Origin of the sequence: Pseudomonas sp. NPDC087803 (assembly GCF_044742995.1) — a bacterium.
In the GTDB taxonomy this organism is placed as follows: domain Bacteria; phylum Pseudomonadota; class Gammaproteobacteria; order Pseudomonadales; family Pseudomonadaceae; genus Aquipseudomonas.
On record NZ_JBIUVO010000016.1, the window covers coordinates 56366 to 81585 of the forward strand.

Consider the following 25220-nt stretch of genomic DNA (forward strand, 5'->3'; position numbering starts at 1 on the left):
TGCAGGTCAAACTGTATGCCCGGTACTTATTAGCACCCCAAGTACACTCATCACTATCAACAGATACCGACTAAAAATAACTAATAATGTTATTACCGACATCTCATAACATTGTCATGTTTTACCCTTCACACTAATTGCCATTAACAACCTGACTCAGGTATTAAAGCACTCGTTCAATCATCATTGAAACTTGTGCACTTTCGTAAGTGTGCGCGTCCGTTGCCTGTGTTCCATGACTGTCCAGGATACTTTTATGATTCGTAAATGTTTGTTCCCCGCTGCCGGCTACGGCACGCGTTTCTTGCCGGCGACCAAAGCCATGCCGAAAGAGATGCTGCCGATCGTCAACAAGCCGTTGATCGAATACGCCGTTGAAGAAGCACGGGACGCCGGCCTGCAACACATGGCCATCGTCACCGGTCGGGGCAAGCGTGCGCTGGAAGACCACTTCGATATCAGCTACGAACTCGAACACCAGATCCGCGGCACCGAGAAAGAGAAATTCCTCGCCGGCACCCGCGAACTGATCGACACCTGCACCTTCTCCTACACCCGTCAGGTGGAAATGAAAGGCCTCGGTCACGCGATTCTCAGCGGCCGCCCGTTGATCGGTGATGAACCCTTCGCCGTGGTGCTGGCCGATGACCTGTGCCTGAACCTGGAAGGTGACGGCGTGCTGACGCAGATGATCCAGCTGTACAAGAAATTCCGCTGCTCGATCGTCGCCATCCAGGAAGTCCCGGCCGATCAGACCCACAAGTACGGGGTGATCGCCGGCGAGCTGATTTCCGACGGCATCTACCGGGTCAATAACATGGTGGAGAAACCCGCGCCGCAGGACGCCCCGTCGAACCTGGCGATCATCGGCCGCTACATCCTAACCCCGGACATCTTCGACCTGATCGCCGACACCCAACCAGGCAAGGGCGGCGAGATCCAGATCACCGACGCGCTGATGAAACAGGCGCAGAACGGCTGCGTGCTGGCCTACAAGTTCAAGGGCCTGCGCTTCGACTGCGGCGACGCCGAGGGTTACCTGCAGGCGACCAACTTCTGCTACGACAACGTCTACCTCAAGGGCCGCTGAGACGGTCCCCGCCCACTGCTCTTTTCCGGAGGCAACCCATGAACATGGCACAGCATGCAGCAGAGATTGAACGGGAGGTGGGCAACCTCGGGGCGGTGAGCTGGCTGCCACGCCATCAGCCGCTGCCAAGCGCCAACGAGTCGTGGCTGGGCAGCATTCTGCTGGTGGAGCGCATCGGCATGTTTCCGGCGTCCGGCGACATTCGCCGAGCGCTGGCGGATCCCTATCCCCTGCTCGCCCATCTGAAGCAACGCTACGCCGAGCAGGCGCTGGAAATGGACGACCGTGATGGGTTGAAAGTGATCTTCAGCGACTGGCGCTTCCGCGTACGCCTGTGCTGCAACGAGCCGGCGATCATCATCAATGTCGAGACGCGGTGTGCCACGCAACTGATGCCGCAGAAAATGGCTGAGCTCCTGAGCCAGATAGACCAATTCCAATAAACGCTCCCCTGTAGGAGCTGCGGCACGCTGCGATCTTTTGATCCTGATCTTGAAAAAAACAAGATCAAAAGATCGCAGCGTGCCGCAGCTCCTACAGGGGTTTGGTGGGGTCGCAACTCTCTGTGTTGATGCCACTGACAATCCAGCGGTAGAAGTAATCGGCAATCACCTTCCCGCCCGTCGCCGGCTGCGGATGAATCTTGTCCAGGCCGATCATCGCCGCCGCATAGCGTTTGACGTCAGGACCGAACGCACATTGCAGATTGGCAAAACCCAGCTGCTGCTCATGCGCCCACGGCTGCAAGACCTGCGCATACGCCGACATCGGATAGGCACTGGAACGCGTGGTGTCCTGACGCATGATCAGATTGATGCTCGCCGCCGGTTGAATCTCGCGGATCATCGCCACCAGACCCTGAACATTTTGCAGATACTGCGCGGGCTTGATCCCGAAGCCCTGGTCGTTGCCGCCGAGCATGATCAGATAGACGTCGGCAGGAATCTTCGACACGGCGGCTTTCCACTGCACCTGCCATTGCCGATCCCGGTGGTAAAAGTCCGCCGAGGCCGCGCCCGAGGCCGCCAGTTTCGAGACTCGCACACCGTGCTGATCGTTGCTCAGCCACAGGCCGAACAAGGTCGGCGCGCCCTTCACCACTTCCAGTTTGAATGACCAGTCTGCGGCTGCCGAAAGACCTGCGAGCGGTACGTCCTGCACGCCCGAACCCTTGAGCGTCAATGGCTGCCAGTCTTGCGAGGGCGTCCAGCGATAACGCAGCTCACTCGGCTCGCCGTTGCCCAGGTAGAGCAATTTCGCCTGGGTGACCTGGGTGTCGATGGCGGGTGTCGGGCTGGCGTCGATTTGCAGCCAGGCGCCGGGCTTGCCGGTCACCGTACGGCTGTCGGGGCTGGCCTGGCCGAGACCGGACACTTGCCAGCCACCACCGAAGTATTTTTCGCTGCTGCGGGTGTATTTGAAATGCGTGCCACCGAGCGCCGCACCATGGTTGAAACCGACATAACCGGGACCGGCAAAACCGACCTCGCCGGCCACGCGCTGCACCAGTTTGTTCAGATAGAAATCCTGCCCGGCGCTGTAGCTGTCGCCGATCACCGAGACCGACAAGACCTTCCCGGCCTTGCCCTCGCGCCACTGCGCAAAGCGCTCGCGGGCATCGCCTGCTTCAACCACCGACGCGGCGACGGGCTGAGCGTCATCTACTGCCAACATGCATTGTTTCCTTCAGTCTGGAATGAGGGGACTGGAGTTCGACCCAGATCCATTGTAGGAGTGAGCCTGCTCGCGATGGCGTTGATTCAGACGGTGCAACTCTGATTGACATACCGCTATCGCGAGCAGGCTCACTCCTACAGGAATTCCTGTCATCTGCTGAATTTGTGTCCAGCACCGAACCCTGTGGGAGCGGGCTTGCTCGCGAAGCTTTTCAGCTACTGGCCGGCACCACCGGAGTAACGCTCGCTGCGATTTTTTTCTTCGCCGCACGCTCCCCCAGAAACAGCACCGAAGTCACATTGAAGCGACTGAAAATCATCGACAGCACCACCGGCCCCAACAAGCCGAACAGCAAGCCGCTGACGACCAGAATACTTTCGTCCTTCACCCCCAGCCGCCCCATGACGAACCGCGACGTCGCCGCGAACAGCACGTGGAACAGAAAGATCGCGTAAGAGTAACCGCCCAGCCAGGTCAGCCACTTCGAGCGCATGTCACTCGACAGCAAGGCGATGCACGACACGCAGCCCACGGTCAGACCGATCAGGCTGCGGCGGTCGACGATCAACTCACGGTCAATCGCCGCCACGTACAGCAGCGTCAGCGAGATCAGCACAAACACCAGCGGCCCGATCACCTTGAAGCGTTGCTTCAACGCCTCGACATTTTCCTGGCCGATCATCCCCGCCACAAAAAACGGCAGCAGGTAAATCGCACCATTGATACCGAACGCATCGAGCTTGAATGGTGGCAACAGAAACACCGCAGCGGCGAAGGCGAACAGCAGGTACAAGCGCGTCATCGAGCGCAGCATCCCGCGCCATTCCAGCAGGCCGACGAACATGAAAATGATGAACACCGCCTGCAAGAACCAGAAGTGGTTGACCGGCACCCAGAACGATAACAACGCATCGATCACCCCGACGTCCTTGTTCACCCCCGGCCCCACCGCCTGCAACACCGAGAACGGCACGCCGACGCAAAACAGCGGCACGATCAGCCGCCGCACCTTGCCGCTGAAGAACGCGGAAAAGTCATTGCCGCGAATTTTGTAGATCGAATAGATGTAGCCGGAAATGAAGGTGAACAGCGGCATGCGCACGTACACCATCGAGTCGGCGATCACCCGGAACGGCGATCCCAGATCAATCTTCAGCCCCCCGCCCAACGGGCCGATGACGTGATAGAGCACCAGCAGCAGGCACGCCAGGCCACGCAGGGTTTCAATCTCCAGCGATTTTTTCTTGCTCGACATACAGCACCTGCCTTAATTCAGAACTCTTGATTCAACCCGCACCGGTTTGTTCGCGCGCAACATCAAGCCGAGGCCGACAAACAGCACCGGCACCACCATGGAAAAGTGCCGGGCGAAGGAGCCGAAGTCCGGCTCGAACAAACCCTGCACCAGCAGGAACGCCAGCGGAATCGCGATCAGCTCCTTGGGTTTGGTCTCGATCGGCGCACCTTTGTAGTCGGTGGAAGTGATGACTTTGAACAGCAGCAGCGCGGTCATGATCATCAGCGCGACGAAAATCACCTGCCCCGGCCCCGAGAGCAGAATCAGCTCCACCGGAAACGACAGCCGGAAGAAAATGATCATCGAGTCCAGCGCCTGCGAGACGAAGTCACTGCCGCTGAGCCACGAGACGATCAGCGATTTCGAGCCCTCCTCCCCCGCCGTGCGCAGCTCGTTGTTGCTGGCGCGAATCGACGACACCGGAAAACCCAGCGCCAGCTGAATCGCCATGGCGACGGCCAGATAAAACAGGAACAGCATCAGGAAGAAGGTGAAGCGTGACACGTACTTCTTCATCACGCAGACGCCCACCCACGACAGTGAAAACAGAATCCAGTAAGGGCGGATCAGGACGCCGTAGATCACCGCCGAGAGAAAAAATCCGCCGCGGTATTTACGCGTCAGCGAGCTGAACAAAATGCTCAGCACCGCCACCGAAACGATGATTTCCTTGGTCAGGTTTTCCAGAAAAAACGAACGCACAATCCCCCACAGACACAGGGTGCCGAAGATCGCCAGCGGCATGCGCCGGAACACCACCACCGGAATTGCCGTGAGGAAGAAATTGCAGAACATCCCGTATGCCCAGGCGTTGGTCAGGTTGATCCCGGTGGGCCGCAGCAGGAACGCCGAACACTCGTAGGAGGAACGGTCCGGCGAGAACGGGTTCCAGAAATTGCAGTTGTCGGCCCGTGCATAGGACGACCACAAGGTCATCGCATCCGGGCCTGGATCGCGCGGGATCAGCAGCGGCATCGCCACCGACAGAAACAGCCCGGTGAACAGAATCAGGAACGACAGCGACGAATCGAGTTTGCGTCCACGAAACTCGATGCACGGCAACTTCAACCCCATGCCAGCGCCCCTTTGGCATGGGTCGCCCGGGTCAACACGGCGATTACCCCGAGCTGCACGATGATCGCGAAGACATTGCCCCACGCCGCGCCGTAAATCGAATAGTGCTTGATTAGCAGGTAGCTGACCGGTACCGACACCAGCAGGCAGATCGCCGCACTGGCGAATGACACTCGACTGTTTTTCGAGGCAATCAGACCGCCCCAGACGATGTCGCCAATGGCCCGCAGGGCGAAGGAAAAGATCAGCACACCGAGGATCGCGTTGTCCGGACGCGGCACGCTGCTGGCGACGTAATCGAGCACCACGTTGAAGAACAGATAGATCAGCACCGCCACCGCCGCCGACACCAGCAGCGAGCGCATCACCCATTTGTTGACGAACAAGTGCCTGACCGTGAACGCCTGCTGATCCGCCTGGAAACGCTTGGCCAACACCGGAATGCCGACCACCGCCACCACCGCGTAAGACAGCGCCTGCAAGGTATTCGCCGCCGACCACGCGTACACGTATTTACCGAGGCTAGCGTAAGGTTCGACGTCGGCAATCAGAAAGCGCTCGGCGTACTGACTGAGCGCGATCAACCCCGTACCGAAATAGAACGGCAACCCGGCTTTCCACACGGTCGCCGTCGTCAGCGCCGCACTGACCCGACCCTTGTGCACGTTCACCACGATCAGGTAACCGGCGATGATCACCAGCACGTTGGCGGCCACCCACAGCCACAACACACTGGCGATCCCGGACACCCAGTCGAGCATCATTCCGCCCACCGCCAGCAGCGCCCAGAGGCCGGTCTTGATGAAGAACAGCAGCGCGCCCGCCGTGGCTTTCTGTGCGGAGAACACGAACGAATTGATCTCGAACGACAGGTGTTCGGTGAGCAGCACCAGCGTCACGCAAAGGATCAACGCGGTGCTCGCCTCGACCTGCTGGAACAGCGAGTAAATCCCCACTGTCACCAGCGACAGCAGCAGCCCCACTGCCAGATACAGCAACAGGACTTTGTCGACCACCCGCCGCGAGCTGCCGCCGACGCTGATCAGCCGATTGATCTCGGAACTGAAACCAACGCTGTAGAACTTCGAGGCGATCAGCGACGCTGCGACCACCACCCCGTAAAACCCCAGCGCTTCGTAGCCCAGGTAATGGGTGATGGCCAACACCAGCAAGAACTTCGCGCCTAGCGCTCCGCCGCGCAGCAGCAGGCGAAATATCATCGAACGATCCCTTTGATGATCTCGTCCATGGCCACGGTTTTTGCCTCGATCTCGCGGCAGGTGTCGGTCAGGCGCTTGCCGAAATTCGACAGCGCATTTGGCGCGTAAACAGTGTCGATGATGGTGTCGACATCGATGTCGCCGCCATTGATCACCCAATCTTCCACGCCCATGTCCTGATAGGCGCCAAAGCCTTTGCGCTCATAGCTGATGTGGTACGCCGGGACCCCGGACAACAGCGATTCGATGGCGCCGTGCAGGCGTACCGAGATCACCAGGTCCGGCTGATATTTGGCAATCGTCGCCTTCAACGGCAGCAGGTCTTCGCTGATGCCCAACTCGCGATAGAACGCACCGTCATCGTTGCCGCGAACGGCGCTCTGCACCGCGCAGACCACTTTGCTTTTGTTCTTCAGGCGCTGCAGCAGCAACTTCAGGTTGGCGACGTAGGCGACTTTCTTGTCCTTGCTCCACTCCGGCGGCTTGCGCAGCACCACACACACGGTGGCCGGCGATGCGGCGCAGCGGGTGAACTTGGGTTGCTGAAGGATCTTGCTGGCCAACGATTGCACCGCCAGATCCGGCGCGCGATAGACATTTTCGCAGGCATCGAACATCGCCGAGGAACGGTTATCGCGCACGAACACCGCATCGGCGCTGGCGTAGTGCTCGACGATCTTGCGGCTCTCGCCATGGAACGGGCCGATGCTTTGCGGCAGGTATACCGACGGCACCTTGCTGAGGATCGCCGTTTCCAGTTGCTTGGCGTGACCGAGTTTCAGCTTGATGTGTTCGAAGGCACTTTTCGAACGCATGTAGCCGCCACCGACGCCAACGATCAGATCGGTCTTGCGCAACAGATCCGCCAACCCGGCATACGACTGATTGAGGAACACCGCCTGCTTGACCCGCCCCAGCCCCTTGGCCGCCATCACCGGCGCGTCAAAACGCGGGTGCGGCAGGTAGGCGAAAGACTGCGGATCGGACGCCACGACATTGATCGCGGTGTCTTCGCCAAAGTTGCGCTGCACCAGCGCGATGGCCAGATCGACGAGCAGGCCGTCACCGGAGTTGGACGCACTGTAGCCATGCAAAATCGTTACGTTCATAAGCTTGAGTTCTACTTAATAAGTGGGAGCGCAATACACGTCGTAGGTCTGGCGGATCATCAGGGCGGCGCTGAAACGCTCGCGCACGATGTTCCGGCCTTCGCAGCCGAGGTCGAGCAACCGCGGCTTCTGGATTCGCGCCAGCACATCGGCCAACGCCTGGTGATCACCGGTGGGAAAGACGTAGCCGGACACTTCATGGGTGACCAGTTCGGGCAGCGACGTGCAGTTGCTGGCGATCACCGGCAAACCCATGGCCATGCCTTCCAGCGGCACCATGGCGAAGCCCTCCCAGCGGCTCGGGACGATCAGCGCATCGGCCTGTTGATACAGCGCCTGCACTTCGGCCGGGGTGACCCACGGCAGGTACTCGACCGCGTCCATCTCGGGGCATTCGACCGTGTCCTCGTTGACCGCGCTGCCGACCACCGTCAGTTTCAGATCGCTGCGCTGCACTTTGGCGAAGGCCTTGAGCAACACGTCGAAGCCTTTCTGGTAGTCGAGACGACCGACGAACAGCAGATGGATCGGCGCGGGACTTTCGGCCTTCGGCGCCTCGTCGCGCTGATGGATGCCGTTGTAGATCAGCTTCATGCGCGAGCGCTGAATGCCGAACCGCGCGGCCTTGTCCATTTCGTAACGACTGACGCAGATGATCACGTCGGTGACTCTCTGCAGCACACGCTCGATCCACGCGTAGAGCTTCTGCTTGGTCGGCGAGCTTTCCATCAGGAACGAAAACGCGTGCGGGCAATAGACGATTTTCGGCTTGCGCCACGGTCGCAGAAGCACACAGACCACCCGCCCGATCACCCCGGAAAAAGTGCTGTGCAAATGCACTACATCGGGTTTTTCCTTGAGCATCACTCGGGTCAGTTGCCAGGCAAAACGCAGCAGCGAACGCACATCACGGCCGCTGCGCTCGAACGTGCGAATCTGCTGTTCATTGATACCGTGCAGCTCTTTTTTCTGATCGAGCGGCACCAGATAGACCAGTTCGTAATTCGAGTCCTGGCCTTCGGGAGACGCCGAGATGGTGCGGATCACGGTGGCGACTCCACCTTTTATCGTTTCAGCCACGTGCAGTATTTTTTTCACAACCCACCCACTTCCTTGCATGTAAGGACAATCGCTGACACTCAGGACTTGTCGGACGCGTATTCGTAGTTGTAGTAACCGTAGTTGCCGTTGCCGTAGTAACTGGCAGCGCGCTTCTCGACGCCGTTGAACACTGCGCCCTTGAGCTCGATGCCGTTCTGCGCGAAGCGGCGAATGGTCATTTCAATCTCTTTGGCCGGGTTCACCGCAAACCGCGTGACGATCAGGCTGATCCCGGCTTCGCGCCCGACAATCGCCGCGTCCGTCACCGCCAGCAGTGGCGGCGTATCGATGATCACCACGTCATAAAGCTGACTCAGTTCGGCGAGCAAGTCGCGGAAGTTGGCGTGCATCAGCAGCTCGGAGGGATTCGGCGGAACCTGGCCACGGCTGATGAAATGCAGGTTGTCGATTTCCACCCGGTTGATTGCCTGCTCGATGCTGCAGCGCTTGACCAGCAGGTCCGACAGGCCATTGGCGATCGGCACATTCAGCGTCTTGTGCAGATGGCCCTTACGCATGTCGGCGTCGATCAGCAGCACGCGCTGTCCGCTTTGCGCCATGACCGCCGCGAGGTTCGACGAGACGAAGGTCTTGCCGACCTGCGGGCTCGGGCCGGAGATCATGATCCGGTTGTTGGTCGAATCCAGCGCAGCGAAATGCAGGCAGGTGCGCAGGCTGCGGATCGACTCGATGGACAGGTCGGTCGGGTTGCGCAGCGCCAGCAGATAGGCCGGTGTCTCGGCGGTGTTTTTGGCCCGGACCTTTTTGCCGTCCTCTTCGCGCTGCAGGGTGCTGTAGGGAATCGAGGCGTACACTGGCAGCCCGAGCTGCTCGATGGCTTCCGGGCCTTCGAGACCTTTGCTCAGGGATTTGCGCAGCAGCACCAGGGCCACGCCGAGAAAGGCGCCGAGGAATGATGCGATCAGCACGATCAGGGCTTTTTTCGGTTTGACCGGGCTGGTCAGGTCGACATCCGCCGGGTCGATCAAGCGCACGTTGCCCACCGCGCCGGCGCGGACAATGTCCAGCTCCTGGGACTTGTTCAGCAACTGCGTGTAGATCTGCGAGGCCACTTCCACATCGCGGGTCAGGTTGAGCAGTTCCTGCTGCGTGGCCGGCAGGTCGCCGACCTTGCCTTCCAGTGCTTTCTGCTGCTGGGTCAACTCGCCGATCTGCGACATCAGCGCGCGATACGCCGGATGCTGCTTGGTGAACTTGCGATCCAGTTCCGCCTGCTGCATTTTCAGCTCGGAAATCCGCGTTTCCAGCGCCACCGACTGACCGAGTACCGACTGGGTTTCCAGGGAAATGTTCACGGTCTTGCCGTGGGTCTGATAGGCGTTGAGCGCATCGCTGGCCTTGGCCAGATCACGCTTGACCTGCGGCAATTGGCTTTGCAGAAACGCCAGGCTTTGCGCGGCTTCCGCCGAGGTGCGGCGCACGTTCTGATCAACATACAGCGCAGCGATCTTGTTGAGGATCCTCACCGCCTCGGGCGCGTCGGCACTGGCCAGCGCCAGACGAATGATCCCCGACTCTTTACCTTGCTCGGAAATATCCAGCGCATCCTGATAACCCTGAATGGTCACGATCCGTGGATTGCGCACCACTTCAAAGCGGGTGCCAGGATTGGCTTGCAGGCGCTCGATCTGCCCCTCTACCCCGTCCTGGGCGAAGGCTTCGCCCGCGACGCCCTCGACCAGCAGATTGTCGTTGTCATCGAGCAACTGAAAGTGCTGTTGTTCGCCAGCCACCAGGGTGAGCTTCTTGCCCAACAGCTCCTTGGGCAAATTGAGCCGGGCAAACTCCAGACGCTCGCCGCCCCAGGCGTAGCTGTTAAAGCCAAAACGCGGCGGCGCCACGCTGAACTCGGTTTCGCCGCGATAACGCCGGGCGAGAAAACCGCCGATGACCGGAAAGGTGTTGGGGGTGACGTCGATGTCCAGACGCAGGTCGTCGACGGTTTTGCCGATCACTGCGCGGGACTTGATGATGCCGATTTCGGTCACCGACGGCGATTGCCCACCGAGCATGCTGCTGAGGTCGGAGAAGCCGAGCATGTCGTTCTTTTTCGGTTCGACCTGCACCAGCGCGTTCGCCAGGTACACCGGCGTCGCCAATACCGCATAGGCAACGCCGGCGGCCATGAAGGCACCGGTGAATGCACCGATCAGCCATTTCTGGTCGATCAAACTGCCGAATATGCCGAGAAGATCAATACTGTCTTGATCGTTATCACGGTTGGCGATTACTGACGGTAACTGCATAAGTCTGTTCTTACCATTCACTGATCTGAAGAATATTCATCAATGTCCGAGGCGCTGCGCCCACGAGCTAACAGCATCTTCAATCAATGCATGGGCATGAATAAAAGCGGCCTTACCTTGACGATACGGATCCTGTATTTCTCGTTCGCTCTGCCACTTGCCAAGCAGAAACACTTTGCCGCGGGCGTGCGAGGCAATCTTCAACACCTGATTCACATGTTGCTTTTCCATGACCAGAATCAGGTCTGATTCATTGACGATATCGGCGGTCAATTGCCGGGCCTGGAAACCTTCGGCGCTGTGCCCGTGGTCTTCGAGGACCTGGCGCGCCGAGGCTTCGACGCCCTCGCCGACCCGTGCGCAGAGGCCTGCGGAAGTCACCGAGATGGTTGATGGGGTCAGCGCGTTACGCAGCAGAAGTTCTGCTGTCGGACTTCGGCAAATATTGCCAACGCACACGACAAGGATCTTTTTGAACAAGGTTTACATTCCTGTGTAATATCATTCTGCCAACATCTAGAGCGGATCTTAATGAACCCACTAGATCATTCTGCACTCAGAAATAGATTCGCCCTGTTAGTACCAGCGTATTAAGTACCACAGCGTCAAAAGCCGCCAAAACAGAATTACCGGACTAAAAATAACTGTGATTTTCAGGTCTTCTTTTCCTGACAAAAAATAACATTGGCGCACTTAGCGCCATTGTTAGTTTCGAAACAGTTATCTCGAGATACCTTTTCGCCGTTGTCATTTCTCACCAGGAGAACCGACATGAAGTCAGCTCATCTCAACCGATTGGGCGCACTGACTCTGTTGCTGCTCAGCAGCGCCAGCCACGCCCACGCCAGCGAACTGTTCCCGGCATTACCTACCAACAAGACCATCGGGGTGCAGGTCAAAGTCCAGACCTTCTCCGCTGCCGACGCCGAGCGCGTCAAAGCCACCGGCTTCAGTTTCGTGCGCTTTGGCGTATGGACTGACAGCCTGCCCAGCGCGGCCTATCAGAAGCAGATCAGCGATGCCTTCGCCGTGGCCCGCGCAGCCGGTCTGCCGGTGCTGATGACCCTGCGCGCGACCAAGCCGTTGCCGGCCAACGATCTGGCGAACGCGGGGGTCGCGTATGCCAACGCGCTGACCAGTCTGGCAGCGACCTATGGCTCACAACTGGTGGCGATCGAGCTGTGGAATGAGCCGGACCTCGGCACCTACTGGCCAACCGGCAATTTCGATACGACGTTCGTGCCATTCATGAGTGCGGCGTGCAAGACCCTGCAAGACAAACCCCAGACTGTCCCGGTGATCGGCTTTGGTTTTGCCCGGCCACCGACCGCCGGCTCGGCGTCCACTGTGGCACTTAACCGAATCGTCAGTGAATACCCCAAATGCCTCAGCGCGGTTTCCTACCATCCATACGGCATGAGCGGTACGCAGATCAGCAACGCGCAGGCGTTTATCCAGCAGAACTTCCATCTGCCGGGGGTGATCAGCGAATGGGGCATCTCGGCGCTCGCCTCCAACGGCGGGATTGAGGGTCAGGCCAGCAAAATCAGCGCATTCGTCGCCGATATCAAAACCCGCAACATCGCACTGACCTCGATTTATGAATGGAAGAACAGCGACACCGGCAGCAATGACCGCGAGAAGAATTTCGGCCTGCTGACCTCCGATGGCCAGCCGAAACCGGCGGAAACCGCAGTCAAAACCCAATTGAGCCAGCAATAACCTCCGTCGATGTGCTCAAGGGGCGTTAGCCGTCAGTTGCTTTGAACCTGCGGCCGATTTTGGCATCGTATTCTTCGATACCGCGCCCCACCGTTCAAACAGCCGTTCTCAGGTTGTTGCCCCCGGGGAACCCGTTACGCCTTGATGCCCTTGAGTGGCTGTCAGCGCTCGGGTAATGTCGTCAAACCCACAGGACAGAGCACACCCATGACTTCCAAGCTGGAACAACTCAAACAGATGACCACCGTGGTTGCCGACACTGGCGACTTCGAAGCGATTGCCCGGGTCAAGCCGGTCGACGCCACCACCAACCCTTCCCTGCTGCTCAAGGCCGCCGCCATCCCGGCTTACGCCGAGCTGCTGAACGCTTGCGTCAGCGACTGCAAGGGCGACGTAGGCTTGGCCAGCGACCGTTTTGGCGTCGCCGTGGGCCAGGAAATCCTCAAAGTGATCCCAGGCCGGATTTCCACCGAAGTGGATGCGCGCCTGTCGTTCGACCAGGACGCCGTGCTCAAGCGTGCGCATCGCCTGATCGAGCTGTACGACAAGGCCGGTATCGGCCGTGACCGCGTGCTGATCAAGATCGCTTCGACCTGGGAAGGCATCCGGGCTGCCGAGGTCCTCGAGAAGGAAGGCATCCAGACCAACCTGACCCTGCTGTTCTCCTTCGCTCAGGCCGCCGCTTGCGCTGACGCCGGGGTGTTCCTGATTTCGCCGTTCGTGGGCCGCATCTACGACTGGTACAAGAAGGCCAACGGTAACGACTACACCGGCGCCGATGATCCGGGCGTGCAGTCGGTCACCCGCATCTACAACTACTACAAGGCCAATGACTACAAGACCGTGGTCATGGGCGCCAGCTTCCGTAATCTGAGCCAGATCGAGCAACTGGCCGGTTGCGACCGCCTGACCATCAGCCCGGACCTGATCGACAAGCTCGCGGCAGACACCGGCAAACTGGAGCGCAAACTCGCCCCAGGCCACGCCGGCGAAGCACGCCTGAGCCTCAACGAAGCGCAGTTCCGCTGGTTGTCCAACGAAGACGCGATGGCCACCGAGAAACTGGCCGAGGGCATCCGTCAGTTCGCCCGCGACCAGGAGAAGCTTGAGGCGCTGCTGCAAGCCAAGCTGTGATCTGAGTCGTTGAAATGCAAAAAGGGCGAACCCGGTTGGGTTCGCCCTTTTTTGTTGGTGTTGTCCAGTGCAAATGATGACTTATGGCAGGTGGTGTCCCTGTGGCGAGGGAGCTTGCTCCCGCTGGGCTGCGAAGTGGCCCAATTGGCTATCCGAGTTCTTCAGAAATACCGTGCCGGCAGGTTTTATGACTGCTGCGCAGCCAAGCGGGAGCAAGCTCCCTCGCCACAGAGGTCACTCAATGTCTTTCGAGGGCATTCACCAAGTCATGGAAGGCTTCACGGTTGGAGTCGTTCAGGCCCATGAGGATCTTGTGCGCTTCGAGCACCTTGATCCGCACCACTTCTTCAGACTGATCCTGATCCGGCAGGTCGTCCAGGCACTCGGGGCAAGGCACCGGGTGGTTGACGATGTTGAACACCTGCTCAAAACCCATCGACTGCAACAGCCGGGTGATGTCTTCGTGGGTGGTGACGACGGTCGGCAGCAGGCCGACCTTTTGCCGCGACAGGATCGACAGCTTGGCCAGCAAACCCAGGGTGGTGCTGTCGATGCTGCGGGTTTCGGTCAAATCGATCACGATCGCGTTGAAATTCAACGCGGTGAAGATTTTCTCAATAGTCGCATCCAACGCCGAACACACGGTCAGGCGAACTACACCGACGAACTACAGGACGAAGGTGCCGTCCGGCTCGGCGAACTGGATTCTACCGGTACTCATTGAAGATTCCTGCTCAACACCAACAGGGCGATATCATCCGGCATCTCCCCTAGCGTGGCCAATCCAAAAACTTGCCGCAGACCATCCAGGCTGCCGCCCGCCGACTTCACCCGTTGGGGCAAAGCGGCTTCTTTTTCCTTGAGCGTCGGTTCTGGCAACAGATCCAGAATGCCGTCGGACATCAGCGTCAGGCTGAACGTCGGAGGCAGCTCAAGCACGTGATCTTCGTAGGTGGCCTCATTGAACAGGCCCACCGGCAAACCGCGGCCTTCGAGGTAACGAACACTGTCAGGCGTGTACAACACAGGCAACGGCAGATGGCCGCCGATGCTATAGGTCAACAAACCGGTCTCCTCGTCGATGACTCCACCGACCATTGTGACGTGTTTGCCCAGCTTACAACTGATCAGGCCCCGGTTGATATGACCAAGGACTTCCGACGGTTTGAATTCCGGCAAAGTACCGTTGCGCTTGGATTCGAACAGCAAGCGCGTGGTCATGAACTTCAGCAGCACGGTGACGAACGCTGAAGAGGCGCCATGCCCCGACACGTCGGCCAGGTAGAACGCGACCCGACGCTCGTCGACACGGAAGTAGTCGACGAAATCACCCGACAGGTACAGCGACGGGATGATCTGGTGGGCAAACTGGAACTCGTCAATGCGCCACGGGCTTTCTGGCAGCATGTTCATCTGCACCTGGCGACCGGCGTTCTGGTCTTCCTGGAGCAAGTTGAGGCTGGCTTCGAGCTCGCGGTTGGCCTTCTCCAGCTTCTCGCGATAGCGCTGGTTCTCCAGCAGCAGGCGCGCACGATCAAGCGCGCGACGCACCGAATGCTCGAGCACGGCCAGGTCTTCGAGAGGCTTGATCAGGTAATCCGCCGCACCCAGGCGCAGCGCCTCGACCGCGTCGTTCATCACGCCGGCACCCGAAACGACGATCATCGGCGTTTGCGGTGAGCGCTCAGTGACCTGACGGATGAGTTCGAGACCGCCCATCTGCGGCATGCGCAGATCGCAGATGACCAAGTCGGGCTTGTCTTGCTCGAATACCTGAAGACCCTGTTGGCCGTTGCTGGCCTGCAGGACGCTGAAACCACTGTCTTCCAAATAGGCCGCGAGGCTCGCGCGCACTACTTCGTCATCATCGATTATCAGCAGCGTGGCACTGGTTTTTGGCATGTGGGCAAACGGCGCCAGAATTAGGTTGGCGTAGCAGGCGGGGCGTTGGCCCGGCTCAGACTACTGGATTCGCTTTCTAGCCTCTCTGCTGCACCGCTTTCGAGCATTGGCCGGAAACGCGATTGCACCAGAGGTGCCCTTCTAAGGCGCAGACGGTACTCCCATCCGCGGGGCGTTTCAAGCATGCGCCGATGGTCGCTTGACGACTTTACTTGTCAAATCACCGAGAGTTATAAGAACAGCTCAAACCGTAACCCAATGGAAGGTCAAAGCCATGAGTCAAACCGGTCGGGACTACAGCGAAAAGCGCGATTTCATCCGCATGCGGGTCGATGCCGATGTGGTGTTGATTCATGAAGGGGATCAGGTCTCGGGCGTGTGCATCGACCTCTCCAGCAGTGGCATGCAGGTCGAAGCACCGCGTCAGTTCGCGGTCGGCGACCGCTTGAGCGTGCGCATCGACTCCGAGCATGCGGCGCTGAGCGGGCTGGAGGCCGAGACTGAAGTGGTCTGGGTCAAGCCCCAGGAAGGTGATAGCCAGAAACTCGGTCTGACCATTCTGAAGATGAAATAAGCGCACACAAAAAAGGCGGCCTCAAGAGGCCGCCTTCTGCTCATGGATCGACATTAAAAATCGTCGACGACCTTGCCATCCTTGACCTTGAACTCGCGGTTCTGCAGGTAAGCATTGCGGATGAAGGTGTATTTGTCGCCGCTGATCAGCTTCTCGCTCGACAGCAGGCTGGCGCGGGTATCGACGATGTTCAGACCGAATGTCGAGTTACGCACCGGAATGTCATTGATGTAGCGGTACGGACCGGTGTAGCTGTCGACGTACTTCGACGGCGCGTCACGCAGGGTGCTTGGGCCGAGCAACGGCAGCATCACGTAAGGGCCACTGCCAACGCCCCAGTAACCGAGAGTCTGACCGAAGTCTTCGTCGCTGCGATTCAGGCCCATTTTGGTGCCGACGTCGAAGAAGCCGAGGAGACCGAAGGTGGTGTTGAAAATGATACGAGCCGTGTCGACACCGGCCGCTGCAGGTTTGGCCTGCAGAATGTTGTTCGCCAGGTTGGTGACGTCACCGACGTTGCGGAACATGTTGTGGATGCCGTCCTCGAGGAACTGCGGCGTCACGAACTCATAACCCTGCGCCAGCGGCTTGAGTGCATAGGTGTCGACGAAGTCGTTGAACTGGAAGATCGGGCGGTTGACGCTTTCCCAAGGGTCTTCTTCCGTTGCTGCGTTGGCGGCGAACGGAACCAGCAAGACGCTGGCACATACACATAGCTGAGCGAGAGGATTGCTCCAGCGCATAGAAAAACTCCTTGGATTTTTACTGGCGCGGGCACTCGGGCCCAAGCGTTAAGAGCGCTAGTATAAGCGCAAAAGGCGTTTTGGGCAGTCCACCCATGAACAGTCGTGTAGGACCTTTCCCGCAAGCGCCTTCACACACCTGTCATCCAACTGTCACCGGCGTCCCCTAGCCTCAAGACTATTTCAGGGACGCTGCCATGACACACGCTGAAGCCTTGCCTGTCGCCGCACCCGGTCTGACCGCCGTGCTGTTCGGACTCAGTGGCTGTCTGGTGGACTTCGGTGCCCGTGCCCATCAGCAGGCCGGCGTGCTTCCCGAGCAGGCCGACGCCACACCCGGCGCCCTCGACAGTTTGCTCAGCCTGCAGCGCCAGCAGATTCCCTGTGCATGGATTGACGAGTTGCCCCCTGCCCTCGCGCAACCGCTGGCGGCTTCGCTGCCGGGCTGGATCAAACCGACGCAATATTCAGCAACAATCAATCCATGGCCCGCCCCAAACGCCTGCTGGCAGGCGCTGATGGGGCTGAACGTCAGTCGTCTGGATGGCTGCGTGCTGGTCAGCGGCGAACCACGCCTGCTGCAATCGGGCCTCAACGCCGGATTATGGACCATTGGCCTGGCGTCCTGCGGCTCGTTGTGCGGCCTGGCGCCGAGCGAGTGGCAAGCCTTGAGCCAGCGGGAGCGCGAACAGCGGCGCGGCAAGGCGACCATGCAGTTGTTTGGTCTCGGCGTGCACTCGGTGATCGATCATCTGGGCGAACTCGACACCTGTCTCGCCGACATCCGCCTGCGCCGTCTCAAAGGCGAGAAGCCCTGACCGGGATCATGCAGGTTGCAGCAGAGTGGATTAATCTAAAGGTCAGCCATAGACCTTTGGCGCGCGGCTGCGGTCTATGCCAGTGCCTCTCGATAAAAGGAAACGACCATGCCCGCCCGTGAACTTCAAGAACAGCTCAATACCCTGCGCGAGCAACTGGAGCAGAATCCGCCGCTGTCCGAAGCTGAGCGTGAAGATCTGCATGCGCTGATGGCGCAGATTGAATCGGAAATCAAACTGGAAACTGCCACTCAGGACGCGAGCATCGCCGACGGCGTGAACCTGGCGGTGGAACGCTTCGAAGTCGAACACCCGGCCATCGCCGGCACCCTGCGCAATATCGTCAATGCGTTGGGCAGCATGGGGATCTGATTTCCCTCCCCTGAAATGCAAAAAGCCCTGCCAGCGATGGCAGGGCTTTTTCACAGGCGCGATTTGAAACGCGACCTCTTGTAGGAGTGAGCCTGCTCGCGATAGCGGTGTATCAGTAGACATCCATGTTGAATGTCAGTCCGCAATCGCGAGCAGGCTCACTCCTACAGGGGTTATTTATTGGCGGACCAGGCGGTGGTTCGGCAGTTGTACTGCTTCGGTGCTGCGGTACGGGTTGATGTCCAGCCCGCCACGGCGCACATACCGCGCAAACACCGTCAGTTTCTCCGGCTTCAGCAAACGCTGCAGGTCGAGGAAAATCCGCTCCACGCACTGCTCGTGGAAATCCGAATGCTGACGGAAGCTGACGATGTATTCCAACAAACTGGCGTGATCCAGCGCCGCGCCACGGTATTCCACCACCACACTGCCCCAGTCCGGCTGACTGGTCACCGGGCAGTTGGATTTGAGCAGATGGCTGTGCACGCTCTCTTCGACAATCTTCGATTCATCGCAACGCAGCAGTTCCGGACGCGGGTGCTCATAGTTGCTGACACTGATGTCCAGATCGTCGATGCACACGCCCGGCAGCGCCACGACGCCTTCGGCTTCGACCTCTTTCAAGCCGCGCACCCGCACGCCCACTGGCTTGCCGGCAGCGGCCGACAGGTCCTTCACCAGCGTCGCTTCCAGGCTGGCAATGTCGGCGAACGGCGACTGGTTCAGCGAGTTCAAGTACAGCTTGAACGACTTCGATTCGATGATGTTCGGCGAATCCGCCGGAATGCTGAACTCCCCGATCGCCACCACCGGTTTGCCCGACGGCAACAACCACGACAGTTCGAAGCAGTTCCAGAAATCCACACCTTTATACGGCAGGGTCTCGGCGGTCAGGCCCAGCTCGGCCCATTTCGCGGTGCGCGGAATCGGGAACAGCAGGGACGGCGTGTAAGTGGCGATGTATTCGCTGGATTTGCCCAGCGGCGAATGTTCGGCTGCGGGATGCATGGCGGAAACCTGACTGAAGAATCAGCGGATTCTATCAGCCTTTGCGCCCGCCTTTGAGTGCTTACTGACTGACAGTCAGTTTGCCGACCATGCCCGCCTGGTAGTGACCGGGAATATTGCAGGCAAATTCCAGGCTGGTGGCGTTGCTGAAGGTCCAGGTCAGCTCGGCGGTCTTGCCCGGCTCGACCAGCACGCTGTTGGGGTCGTCGTGCTTCATACCGTGGTCCATGCTGCCGTGATCCATGCCCGCCATGTCGTGGGACATTTCTTTCATACCGGTAGGCGTGAGCATGCCGCTTTGCTGCATCTGCAACATTTCCTGTTGGTGTTGGGCATGCATCGCCGCGTCACCGAGGTTGAATTCGTGCAGCAACTGACCTTTATTCACCAGCACAAAACGAACCGTCTCACCGGCCTTGACCTGAATCGCCTTGGGGTAGAACGACATGTCGTTCAGTACAACTTCAATGCTGCGAGTAGCCTTGGCCGCTGGTGCCGGTTGGCCGAAATCATAAGTGTGCGCGGGAGCGGCGGCCCAGACAGGTGAACTCAGCGCCAGCAAACAGGCGGCTACGGCCAGAGGGTTGCGCAAAAACATAGTCATACTCCAACAAGAGAAGGTTCAGCCTGTGGGAAACTCTAGCCCGCCTGCGCTGGCAGCAACCTGACCGACAGATTACAACTTTGTCAGGTTGGCGCCTGTTGCCGACTCTCACGGTATAACGCTTTCGTTCCTACAACCCGAGCCACCCATGAAACTGCTGATCGTCGAAGACCAACCGAAAACCGGCCACTACCTGCGCCAGGGCCTGACCGAGGCCGGGTTCAACACCGAACTGGTGGCCGATGGCAACAGCGGTCAGCAACTGGCCTTGAGCGGTGATTATGCGCTGCTGATCCTCGATGTGATGCTGCCCGGGCGCAGTGGCTGGCAGATCCTGCACGCGGTGCGAGGCGCCGGCCTCGACACGCCGGTCCTGTTTCTGACCGCCAAGGATGCGGTGGAAGACCGGGTTCACGGCCTCGAACTCGGCGCCGACGATTATCTGGTCAAACCCTTCGCCTTCTCCGAATTGCTGGCGCGGGTGCGCAGCCTGCTGCGCCGTGGCAGCGCCCTGCCCCAGGAAACCAGTCTGCAACTGGCCGACCTGCGTCTGGATCTGATTCGCCGTCGGGTCGAACGCGGCGGTCAGCGCATCGACCTGACCGCCAAGGAATTCGCCTTGCTGGAAATGCTCCTGCGCCGCCAGGGTGAAGTGCTGCCGAAATCGCTGATTGCCTCGCAAGTCTGGGACATGAATTTCGACAGTGACACCAATGTGATCGAGGTGGCGATCCGTCGTCTGCGCCTGAAGATCGACGATGACTTCCCCAACAAACTGATCCATACCGTGCGCGGCATGGGTTACGTGCTTGAAGAGCGTCCGGCCTGATGCGTCGCCTGTCCCTGAGTTCGCGTCTGGCTCTGCTGTTTGCCGCCTGCACCGCCGTGGTTTCGCTGTTCGCCGGGGTGCTGTTCAGCCGCGCCAGCGAGGCGCATTTCATTGAACTCGACCAGCAATTGCTCGACGGCAAGCTGATCGGTTTGCGCCGTGCCTTGCAGGATGTGCAGGCCAGCGAAAGTGCAGCGCGGCTGGCCGATGAACTGAGCCGGCAGGCCGGTCTTTCGCTGCGCATCACCGGGGCCGATGGCCAGCGCTGGTACGACAGCTCGATCAAGGTGCCACAGGAATTGCCGCAACAGCCCGGCCTGTCGACCGTCAGTAATGACGGCATAGACTATCGCGTGCTCAATGCCCCGCTCTACCCTGACAAAACCGGCTCGCCGCAACTGACGCTGCTGCTGGACATCACCCATCACCAGCACTTTCTGCAACGCATGCAGCACCTGATCTGGCTGACCGTCGGCTTGTCGGCCCTGGCCACCGCGCTGCTCGGCGCCTGGGCTGCACGCAGCGGCTTGCGTCCATTGCGGCGCATGAGTGCAGTGGCGCGCGGGATTTCTGCACATTCGCTCAACGCCCGACTACCGGAAACGCAAATGCCGCCAGAGCTTGCGGAAATGGCCCACAGCTTCAACGCCATGCTCGGACGCCTCGACGACTCGTTTCAACGGCTATCGGCGTTCTCTGCCGACATCGCCCATGAACTGCGCACCCCGCTGTCGAACCTGCTGACCCACACCCAGGTCACCCTCACTCGCCCGCGGCCGCTCGAGGATTATCGCGAAGCCCTGCACAGCAACCTCGAAGAACTGCAATGGATGGCGCAACTGGTCAACGACATGCTCTATCTGGCCAAGGCTGACCACGGTTTGCTGATGCCCAAGCGTGAGACGCTGGAGCTGGCGGAAGAGAGCGATGTGTTGCTGGAGTTTTTCGCGCCACTGGCCGAGGACGGCGCAGTGACGCTGCACCGTGAGGGCCATGCACGCATCGAAGGCGATCGCAGCATGCTGCGCCGGGCCTTGTCGAATCTGCTGGATAACGCGCTGCGTTTTACCCCGGCGGCGGGCAATGTGCGCTTGTCGATTGTCGATCAGCCGCACGCCGTGCAGGTGTCGGTGCAGAACAGTGGCGAAGGCATTTCTGCAGACCTGTTGCCACGGCTGTTTGACCGCTTTTATCGGGCCGATCCGGCGCGGCAGGAAGGCAGCAGTGAACATGCGGGGTTGGGGTTGGCGATTACCCAATCAATCGTTCGCGCGCATGGTGGGCAGATTCATTGCGAATCGGCTGCGGGGTGGACGCGGTTTGTGATCGAGTTGCCCAAGAGGGATTGAACCCAGCAGTTCTGGCCCCTTCGCGAGCAAGCCCGCTCCCACAATTGGAATGCATTTCCCTGTGGGAGCGGGCTTGCTCGCGAAGGCGGTATTGGCGCTTACGAATATCTCAGCGCGTGAGCCGGTTCGATCTTCGCCGCCCGCAACGCCGGATACACCGTCGCCAGGAAGCTCAGAACAAACCCCGCCGAGCAGATCAACAGCACATCTCCGCCCTGCAACTCCGAAGGCAGGTTGCTGACGAAATACACGTCGGAACTGAAAATGTGCTGGCCGGTGACGCGCTCGACCCAGCCAACCATTTCACTGACGTTCAACGCCGCGATCACTCCGAGCACGCCGCCAATCAATGTGCCGACAATGCCGATCACCGTGCCCTGCACCATGAAAATCGCCATGATTTGCCGTGGCGTGGCGCCGATGGTGCGCAGGATCGCGATGTCCGCGCCCTTGTCGTTCACCACCATGATCAGCGTGGCGATGATGTTGAACGCCGCCACGGCGACGATCATCAGCAACAGCAGGCCGATCATGGTTTTTTCCATTTTCATCGCGCTGAACAGACTGCCCTGAGTGTGAGTCCAGTCATCCGCCTTGAAGTCGGCACCGAGACCAGCGGCGATGTCCGAGGATACTTTCGGCGCGGCATACAGATCCTTCACCGCCAGGCGCACGCTCTGTACCTGATTCGGCTCCCAGTGCTGCATGGTCGCGGCATCGGCCACGTGGATCAGGCCCATCGAACCGTCCAGCTCGGCACCGACCTTGAACACACCGACCACGTTCAAGCGCTGCATGCGCGGGGTGATGCCCCCCGGTGCGGTGCTGACTTCCGGAACGATCAGGGTGATCTTGTCGCCGACATTGAGACGGAAGCGGCGCGCGGTGATTTCACCGATCACCACGCCGAATTCACCCGGCTTCAGGTCATCGAGACGACCCTGCACGATGTGCTGGGCCACGATCGACACCTTGCCTTCCTGGGCCGGATCGACGCCACTGATCTGTATCGGCTGCATCAGGCCCTTGTAGGACAGCATGCCTTCCATCTCGGTGAACGGCACGGCGGCGGTCACTTCAGGATTTTTCAGCGCGGCGGCGGCCACCGGCTGCCAGTCATCAATCGGCTTGACGCCAACGATGGTCGCATGCGGCACCATGCCGAGGATGCGCGAGCTCATTTCGCGCTGGAAGCCGTTCATCACCGACAGCACCACGATCATCGCCAGCACGCCGAGGGCGAGCCCGATCATCGAAGTCATCGAGATGAACGAAACAAAGCGATTGCGGCGCTTGGCGCGGGTATAGCGCGTGCCGATAAAGATCGATAACGGTCTGAACATTCGCTGGGGCACCGTATAAAAATAAAAGACCCGATGCCTTTACAGGCACCGGGTTTCGGTCGGTCAGATGGTGGTCAGGCAGCCTTCCTGCAATTGCAGGACGCGGTCCATCTGGCGGGCCAGGTTCATGTCGTGAGTCACCACCAAGAACGCCGTGCGCATCGACGTGCTGAGTTCCAGCATCAAGTCCTGGATGCCTTCGGCGGTGTGCGAATCGAGGTTACCGGTCGGTTCGTCGAGCATCACCAGGCCTGGATTGTTCACCAGTGCACGGGCGATGGCCACACGCTGGCGTTCACCACCGGACAGCTCGGCCGGCTTGTGCTCCAGACGATGGCCCAGACCTACGCGCTCGAGCAACGCCGTTGCGCGCTGACGTGCTTCCGGGATCGCAGTCTTGCCGATCAACAGCGGCATGCAGACGTTTTCCAGCGCGGTGAATTCCGGCAGCAAGTGGTGGAACTGGTACACGAACCCGAGGGCGCGGTTACGCAGCAGGCCACGCTTCTTCTCGCTCAGGGCCGACAGTTCTTCACCGTCGAGCCAGACGCTGCCCTCGGTTGGCGTGTCGAGACCGCCCAGCAGGTTGAGCAAGGTACTTTTGCCCGAACCGGATTTGCCGACGATCGCGACACGCTCGCCCGGGTGCAACTCCAGTTGCAGACCGGCCAGCACTTGCACCGACTCCGGGCCTTCCTCGTAGGATTTGCCCAGGTTGCGGCAGCTCAAGATTGCTTTATCACTCATGCCCGACTCACTCATAACGTAGCGCCTCCGCCGGCTGGGTGCGCGCGGCACGCCAGGCGGGATACAGGGTGGCGAGGAAACTCAGGACCAACGCAGCGGCGCAGACCATGACCACGTCCTGGCTCTGCACCTGCGACGGCAGGTAATCAATGAAATACACATCGGCGTTGAGGAACTTGTGGCCGATCAGCCCTTCGAGGGCGGAAATTGCAGCGCTGACGTTGAGCGCAGCGAAGATCCCGACCACGGCGCCAATCGCCGTACCGACCACGCCGATCACGGTGCCCTGCACCATGAACGTGCGCATGATCGTCCCCGGCGTAGCGCCGAGGGTGCGCAGAATGGCGATGTCGCTCTTCTTGTCATTCACCACCATCACCAGCGTGGAAATGATGTTGAACGCAGCCACGGCGACGATCAGCAGCAACAGCAAACCGATCATGGCTTTTTCCATGCGGATCGCCTGATACAGGTTGCCGTGGGTGCGGGTCCAGTCGCGGGCGTAGTAATGGTCTTCGCCCAGTTGCTGGGCGATGGTCCAGGCCACGCGCGGCGCCTGAAACAGATCATCAAACTTCAGCCGGATGCCCTGCACCTGATCAGGCTTCCAGCGGTGCATCTTCGCCAGATCCTGCAGATTGGTAACGCCCAGATAGCCGTCCAGCTCACCGGCGCCGACATGGAAGATGCCGACCACGGTGAAGCGCTTCATGCGCGGGAACATACCGGCCGGGGTCACGCTGACCTCCGGCGCGACAAAGGTGACCTTGTCACCGAGGCCCACGCCGAGCTTGGTCGCGGCCTTGTCGCCGATGACGATGCCGAAGCTGCCCGGCGTCAGGTCGTCGAGTTTGCCCTGCTTCATGAAGTTGTCGATGATCGACACATTGCGCTCGAGCGCGGGGTCGATGGCGTTGAGCAACACCTTGGACACCTGGCCGTTGTTGGTCAGCAAACCCTGCATCTGGGTGAACGGCGCAACGGCCGTCACCTCCGGGTTGCGCTTGACCTTGGCGGCGAGGCTTTGCCAATCGTTGATCGGTTCGCCGGTTTCAAGAGTCGCGTGGGGCACCATGCCCAACACGCGGGTGCGCATCTCATGATCGAAGCCATTCATCACCGATAGCACCACGATCATCACGACCACGCCAAGGGCGAGCCCGATCATCGAAGTCAGGGAAATGAATGACACAAAATGATTGGGCTCGCCCTTAGCGTGGTCGTGATGATCGTGGTGCTA

The 25220-nt window shown here is 59.7% G+C and carries 23 protein-coding genes and 2 pseudogenes; 9 read left to right on the forward strand and 16 right to left on the reverse strand.

Annotated elements, in window-relative coordinates; translation table 11 throughout:
- Window positions 1–256: 256 nt before the first annotated feature.
- Together galU and ACIOUG_RS11980 are read left to right on the forward strand one after the other, a co-directional pair.
- Window positions 257–1090: a UTP--glucose-1-phosphate uridylyltransferase GalU gene (gene galU / locus ACIOUG_RS11975; RefSeq protein ID WP_401065602.1), complete on the forward strand. Its 834-nt coding sequence runs from the start codon at window positions 257–259 to the stop codon at window positions 1088–1090.
- Window positions 1091–1128: 38 nt separating this feature from the next.
- Window positions 1129–1533, forward strand: a complete 405-nt coding sequence (locus ACIOUG_RS11980) for a mannose-1-phosphate guanylyltransferase (RefSeq protein WP_401065605.1) — start codon at window positions 1129–1131, stop codon at window positions 1531–1533.
- A gap of 91 nt (window positions 1534–1624) precedes the next feature.
- On the opposite strand, the gene ACIOUG_RS11985 is transcribed toward ACIOUG_RS11980, so the two are convergent.
- The 8 genes from ACIOUG_RS11985 to ACIOUG_RS12020 form a co-directional block, all read right to left on the reverse strand.
- Window positions 1625–2764, reverse strand: a complete 1140-nt coding sequence (locus tag ACIOUG_RS11985) for an SGNH/GDSL hydrolase family protein (protein ID WP_401065607.1) — start codon at window positions 2762–2764, stop codon at window positions 1625–1627.
- Between the two features lie 214 nt (window positions 2765–2978).
- Window positions 2979–4022 (reverse strand): acyltransferase family protein, encoded by a 1044-nt coding sequence (locus ACIOUG_RS11990; protein ID WP_401065609.1) that lies wholly within the window; start codon window positions 4020–4022, stop codon window positions 2979–2981.
- 12 nt (window positions 4023–4034) lie between these two features.
- Complete coding sequence (locus ACIOUG_RS11995) at window positions 4035–5138, reverse strand: hypothetical protein (RefSeq protein WP_134786938.1); 1104 nt, start codon at window positions 5136–5138, stop codon at window positions 4035–4037.
- Window positions 5129–6358 carry a polysaccharide biosynthesis C-terminal domain-containing protein gene (locus ACIOUG_RS12000; RefSeq protein ID WP_401065611.1) on the reverse strand — a complete coding sequence of 410 codons (1230 nt, stop codon included), beginning with the start codon at window positions 6356–6358 and terminating at the stop codon, window positions 5129–5131. The genes ACIOUG_RS11995 and ACIOUG_RS12000 overlap by 10 nt, the downstream gene beginning before the upstream one ends.
- Window positions 6355–7467: a polysaccharide pyruvyl transferase family protein gene (locus ACIOUG_RS12005; protein WP_401065614.1), complete on the reverse strand. Its 1113-nt coding sequence runs from the start codon at window positions 7465–7467 to the stop codon at window positions 6355–6357. The genes ACIOUG_RS12000 and ACIOUG_RS12005 overlap by 4 nt, the downstream gene beginning before the upstream one ends.
- A gap of 15 nt (window positions 7468–7482) precedes the next feature.
- Entirely contained in the window at window positions 7483–8565 is a 1083-nt protein-coding gene (locus ACIOUG_RS12010) for a glycosyltransferase (protein ID WP_401065617.1), read from the reverse strand.
- A 41-nt stretch (window positions 8566–8606) separates the two neighbouring features.
- Window positions 8607–10835 carry a polysaccharide biosynthesis tyrosine autokinase gene (locus tag ACIOUG_RS12015; protein WP_401065619.1) on the reverse strand — a complete coding sequence of 743 codons (2229 nt, stop codon included), beginning with the start codon at window positions 10833–10835 and terminating at the stop codon, window positions 8607–8609.
- Between the two features lie 39 nt (window positions 10836–10874).
- The gene (locus ACIOUG_RS12020; RefSeq protein ID WP_401065622.1) at window positions 10875–11315 is read right to left on the reverse strand and encodes a low molecular weight protein-tyrosine-phosphatase; all 441 of its coding nucleotides are present in this window, start codon (window positions 11313–11315) and stop codon (window positions 10875–10877) included.
- 291 nt (window positions 11316–11606) lie between these two features.
- Here ACIOUG_RS12020 and ACIOUG_RS12025 point away from each other — a divergent pair, with 291 nt between their 5' ends.
- Both ACIOUG_RS12025 and tal read left to right on the forward strand, forming a co-directional pair.
- Window positions 11607–12557, forward strand: a complete 951-nt coding sequence (locus tag ACIOUG_RS12025) for a glycosyl hydrolase family 5 (RefSeq protein WP_401065624.1) — start codon at window positions 11607–11609, stop codon at window positions 12555–12557.
- 207 nt (window positions 12558–12764) lie between these two features.
- A complete protein-coding gene (gene tal / locus ACIOUG_RS12030; protein WP_401065626.1) occupies window positions 12765–13691 on the forward strand; it encodes a transaldolase in 927 nt (308 codons plus the stop codon).
- A gap of 238 nt (window positions 13692–13929) precedes the next feature.
- Here the strand turns inward: tal and rssC are convergent.
- Together rssC and rssB are read right to left on the reverse strand one after the other, a co-directional pair.
- Window positions 13930–14412, reverse strand: a pseudogene (gene rssC, locus ACIOUG_RS12035) (anti-sigma factor antagonist RssC).
- The gene (gene rssB, locus ACIOUG_RS12040) at window positions 14409–15593 is read right to left on the reverse strand and encodes a two-component system response regulator RssB (protein ID WP_041074010.1); all 1185 of its coding nucleotides are present in this window, start codon (window positions 15591–15593) and stop codon (window positions 14409–14411) included. The pseudogene rssC and the gene rssB overlap by 4 nt, the downstream one beginning before the upstream one ends.
- 274 nt (window positions 15594–15867) lie before the next feature.
- On the opposite strand from rssB, the gene ACIOUG_RS12045 reads away from it, so the two are divergent.
- Complete coding sequence (locus tag ACIOUG_RS12045; protein ID WP_401065629.1) at window positions 15868–16167, forward strand: PilZ domain-containing protein; 300 nt, start codon at window positions 15868–15870, stop codon at window positions 16165–16167.
- Between the two features lie 53 nt (window positions 16168–16220).
- On the opposite strand, the gene ACIOUG_RS12050 is transcribed toward ACIOUG_RS12045, so the two are convergent.
- A complete protein-coding gene (locus ACIOUG_RS12050; RefSeq protein ID WP_401065632.1) occupies window positions 16221–16910 on the reverse strand; it encodes a VacJ family lipoprotein in 690 nt (229 codons plus the stop codon).
- A gap of 197 nt (window positions 16911–17107) precedes the next feature.
- Here ACIOUG_RS12050 and ACIOUG_RS12055 point away from each other — a divergent pair, with 197 nt between their 5' ends.
- Both ACIOUG_RS12055 and ACIOUG_RS12060 read left to right on the forward strand, forming a co-directional pair.
- Complete coding sequence (locus ACIOUG_RS12055) at window positions 17108–17728, forward strand: HAD family phosphatase (RefSeq protein ID WP_401065633.1); 621 nt, start codon at window positions 17108–17110, stop codon at window positions 17726–17728.
- Between the two features lie 108 nt (window positions 17729–17836).
- The gene (locus ACIOUG_RS12060; RefSeq protein ID WP_401065635.1) at window positions 17837–18100 is read left to right on the forward strand and encodes a DUF4404 family protein; all 264 of its coding nucleotides are present in this window, start codon (window positions 17837–17839) and stop codon (window positions 18098–18100) included.
- Window positions 18101–18277: 177 nt separating this feature from the next.
- On the opposite strand, the gene queF is transcribed toward ACIOUG_RS12060, so the two are convergent.
- On the reverse strand, window positions 18278–19108 hold the full coding sequence (queF, locus tag ACIOUG_RS12065) for an NADPH-dependent 7-cyano-7-deazaguanine reductase QueF (protein WP_401065636.1): 831 nt from the start codon (window positions 19106–19108) through the stop codon (window positions 18278–18280).
- Window positions 19109–19169: 61 nt separating this feature from the next.
- Window positions 19170–19706: a plastocyanin/azurin family copper-binding protein gene (locus ACIOUG_RS12070; protein ID WP_401065639.1), complete on the reverse strand. Its 537-nt coding sequence runs from the start codon at window positions 19704–19706 to the stop codon at window positions 19170–19172.
- Between the two features lie 154 nt (window positions 19707–19860).
- Here ACIOUG_RS12070 and ACIOUG_RS12075 point away from each other — a divergent pair, with 154 nt between their 5' ends.
- Together ACIOUG_RS12075 and ACIOUG_RS12080 are read left to right on the forward strand one after the other, a co-directional pair.
- A complete protein-coding gene (locus ACIOUG_RS12075) occupies window positions 19861–20541 on the forward strand; it encodes a heavy metal response regulator transcription factor (protein ID WP_401065641.1) in 681 nt (226 codons plus the stop codon).
- Window positions 20541–21890 carry a heavy metal sensor histidine kinase gene (locus tag ACIOUG_RS12080; RefSeq protein WP_401065644.1) on the forward strand — a complete coding sequence of 450 codons (1350 nt, stop codon included), beginning with the start codon at window positions 20541–20543 and terminating at the stop codon, window positions 21888–21890. Before ACIOUG_RS12075 ends, ACIOUG_RS12080 begins: the two co-directional genes overlap by 1 nt.
- A 98-nt stretch (window positions 21891–21988) precedes the next feature.
- Here ACIOUG_RS12080 and ACIOUG_RS12085 read toward each other — a convergent pair whose 3' ends face one another.
- The 3 genes and pseudogenes from ACIOUG_RS12085 to ACIOUG_RS12095 form a co-directional block, all read right to left on the reverse strand.
- Window positions 21989–23233, reverse strand: coding sequence for a lipoprotein-releasing ABC transporter permease subunit (locus ACIOUG_RS12085; protein WP_401065646.1), 1245 nt, complete (start codon window positions 23231–23233; stop codon window positions 21989–21991).
- Between the two features lie 63 nt (window positions 23234–23296).
- Entirely contained in the window at window positions 23297–23980 is a 684-nt protein-coding gene (lolD, locus tag ACIOUG_RS12090) for a lipoprotein-releasing ABC transporter ATP-binding protein LolD (protein ID WP_177327499.1), read from the reverse strand.
- 7 nt (window positions 23981–23987) lie between these two features.
- Window positions 23988–25181 (reverse strand): annotated as a pseudogene (locus ACIOUG_RS12095) (lipoprotein-releasing ABC transporter permease subunit); the annotation flags it as partial.
- Window positions 25182–25220: the final 39 nt, after the last annotated feature.

Coding starts and splice junctions, on each gene's coding strand:
- ACIOUG_RS12015 (WP_401065619.1), bottom strand. CDS start 10,835: ATGCAGTTACCGTCAGTAATCGCCAACCGTGATAACGATCAAGACAGT.
- lolD (WP_177327499.1), bottom strand. CDS start 23,980: ATGAGTGATAAAGCAATCTTGAGCTGCCGCAACCTGGGCAAATCCTAC.
- tal (WP_401065626.1), top strand. CDS start 12,765: ATGACTTCCAAGCTGGAACAACTCAAACAGATGACCACCGTGGTTGCC.
- ACIOUG_RS11980 (WP_401065605.1), top strand. CDS start 1,129: ATGAACATGGCACAGCATGCAGCAGAGATTGAACGGGAGGTGGGCAAC.
- ACIOUG_RS12085 (WP_401065646.1), bottom strand. CDS start 23,233: ATGTTCAGACCGTTATCGATCTTTATCGGCACGCGCTATACCCGCGCC.
- ACIOUG_RS12045 (WP_401065629.1), top strand. CDS start 15,868: ATGAGTCAAACCGGTCGGGACTACAGCGAAAAGCGCGATTTCATCCGC.
- ACIOUG_RS12025 (WP_401065624.1), top strand. CDS start 11,607: ATGAAGTCAGCTCATCTCAACCGATTGGGCGCACTGACTCTGTTGCTG.
- ACIOUG_RS12080 (WP_401065644.1), top strand. CDS start 20,541: ATGCGTCGCCTGTCCCTGAGTTCGCGTCTGGCTCTGCTGTTTGCCGCC.
- ACIOUG_RS12060 (WP_401065635.1), top strand. CDS start 17,837: ATGCCCGCCCGTGAACTTCAAGAACAGCTCAATACCCTGCGCGAGCAA.
- ACIOUG_RS12075 (WP_401065641.1), top strand. CDS start 19,861: ATGAAACTGCTGATCGTCGAAGACCAACCGAAAACCGGCCACTACCTG.
- ACIOUG_RS12005 (WP_401065614.1), bottom strand. CDS start 7,467: ATGAACGTAACGATTTTGCATGGCTACAGTGCGTCCAACTCCGGTGAC.
- galU (WP_401065602.1), top strand. CDS start 257: ATGATTCGTAAATGTTTGTTCCCCGCTGCCGGCTACGGCACGCGTTTC.
- ACIOUG_RS12050 (WP_401065632.1), bottom strand. CDS start 16,910: ATGCGCTGGAGCAATCCTCTCGCTCAGCTATGTGTATGTGCCAGCGTC.
- ACIOUG_RS12070 (WP_401065639.1), bottom strand. CDS start 19,706: ATGTTTTTGCGCAACCCTCTGGCCGTAGCCGCCTGTTTGCTGGCGCTG.
- rssB (WP_041074010.1), bottom strand. CDS start 15,593: ATGCCAAAAACCAGTGCCACGCTGCTGATAATCGATGATGACGAAGTA.
- queF (WP_401065636.1), bottom strand. CDS start 19,108: ATGCATCCCGCAGCCGAACATTCGCCGCTGGGCAAATCCAGCGAATAC.
- ACIOUG_RS12000 (WP_401065611.1), bottom strand. CDS start 6,358: ATGATATTTCGCCTGCTGCTGCGCGGCGGAGCGCTAGGCGCGAAGTTC.
- ACIOUG_RS11990 (WP_401065609.1), bottom strand. CDS start 4,022: ATGTCGAGCAAGAAAAAATCGCTGGAGATTGAAACCCTGCGTGGCCTG.
- ACIOUG_RS11995 (WP_134786938.1), bottom strand. CDS start 5,138: ATGGGGTTGAAGTTGCCGTGCATCGAGTTTCGTGGACGCAAACTCGAT.
- ACIOUG_RS12055 (WP_401065633.1), top strand. CDS start 17,108: ATGACACACGCTGAAGCCTTGCCTGTCGCCGCACCCGGTCTGACCGCC.
- ACIOUG_RS11985 (WP_401065607.1), bottom strand. CDS start 2,764: ATGTTGGCAGTAGATGACGCTCAGCCCGTCGCCGCGTCGGTGGTTGAA.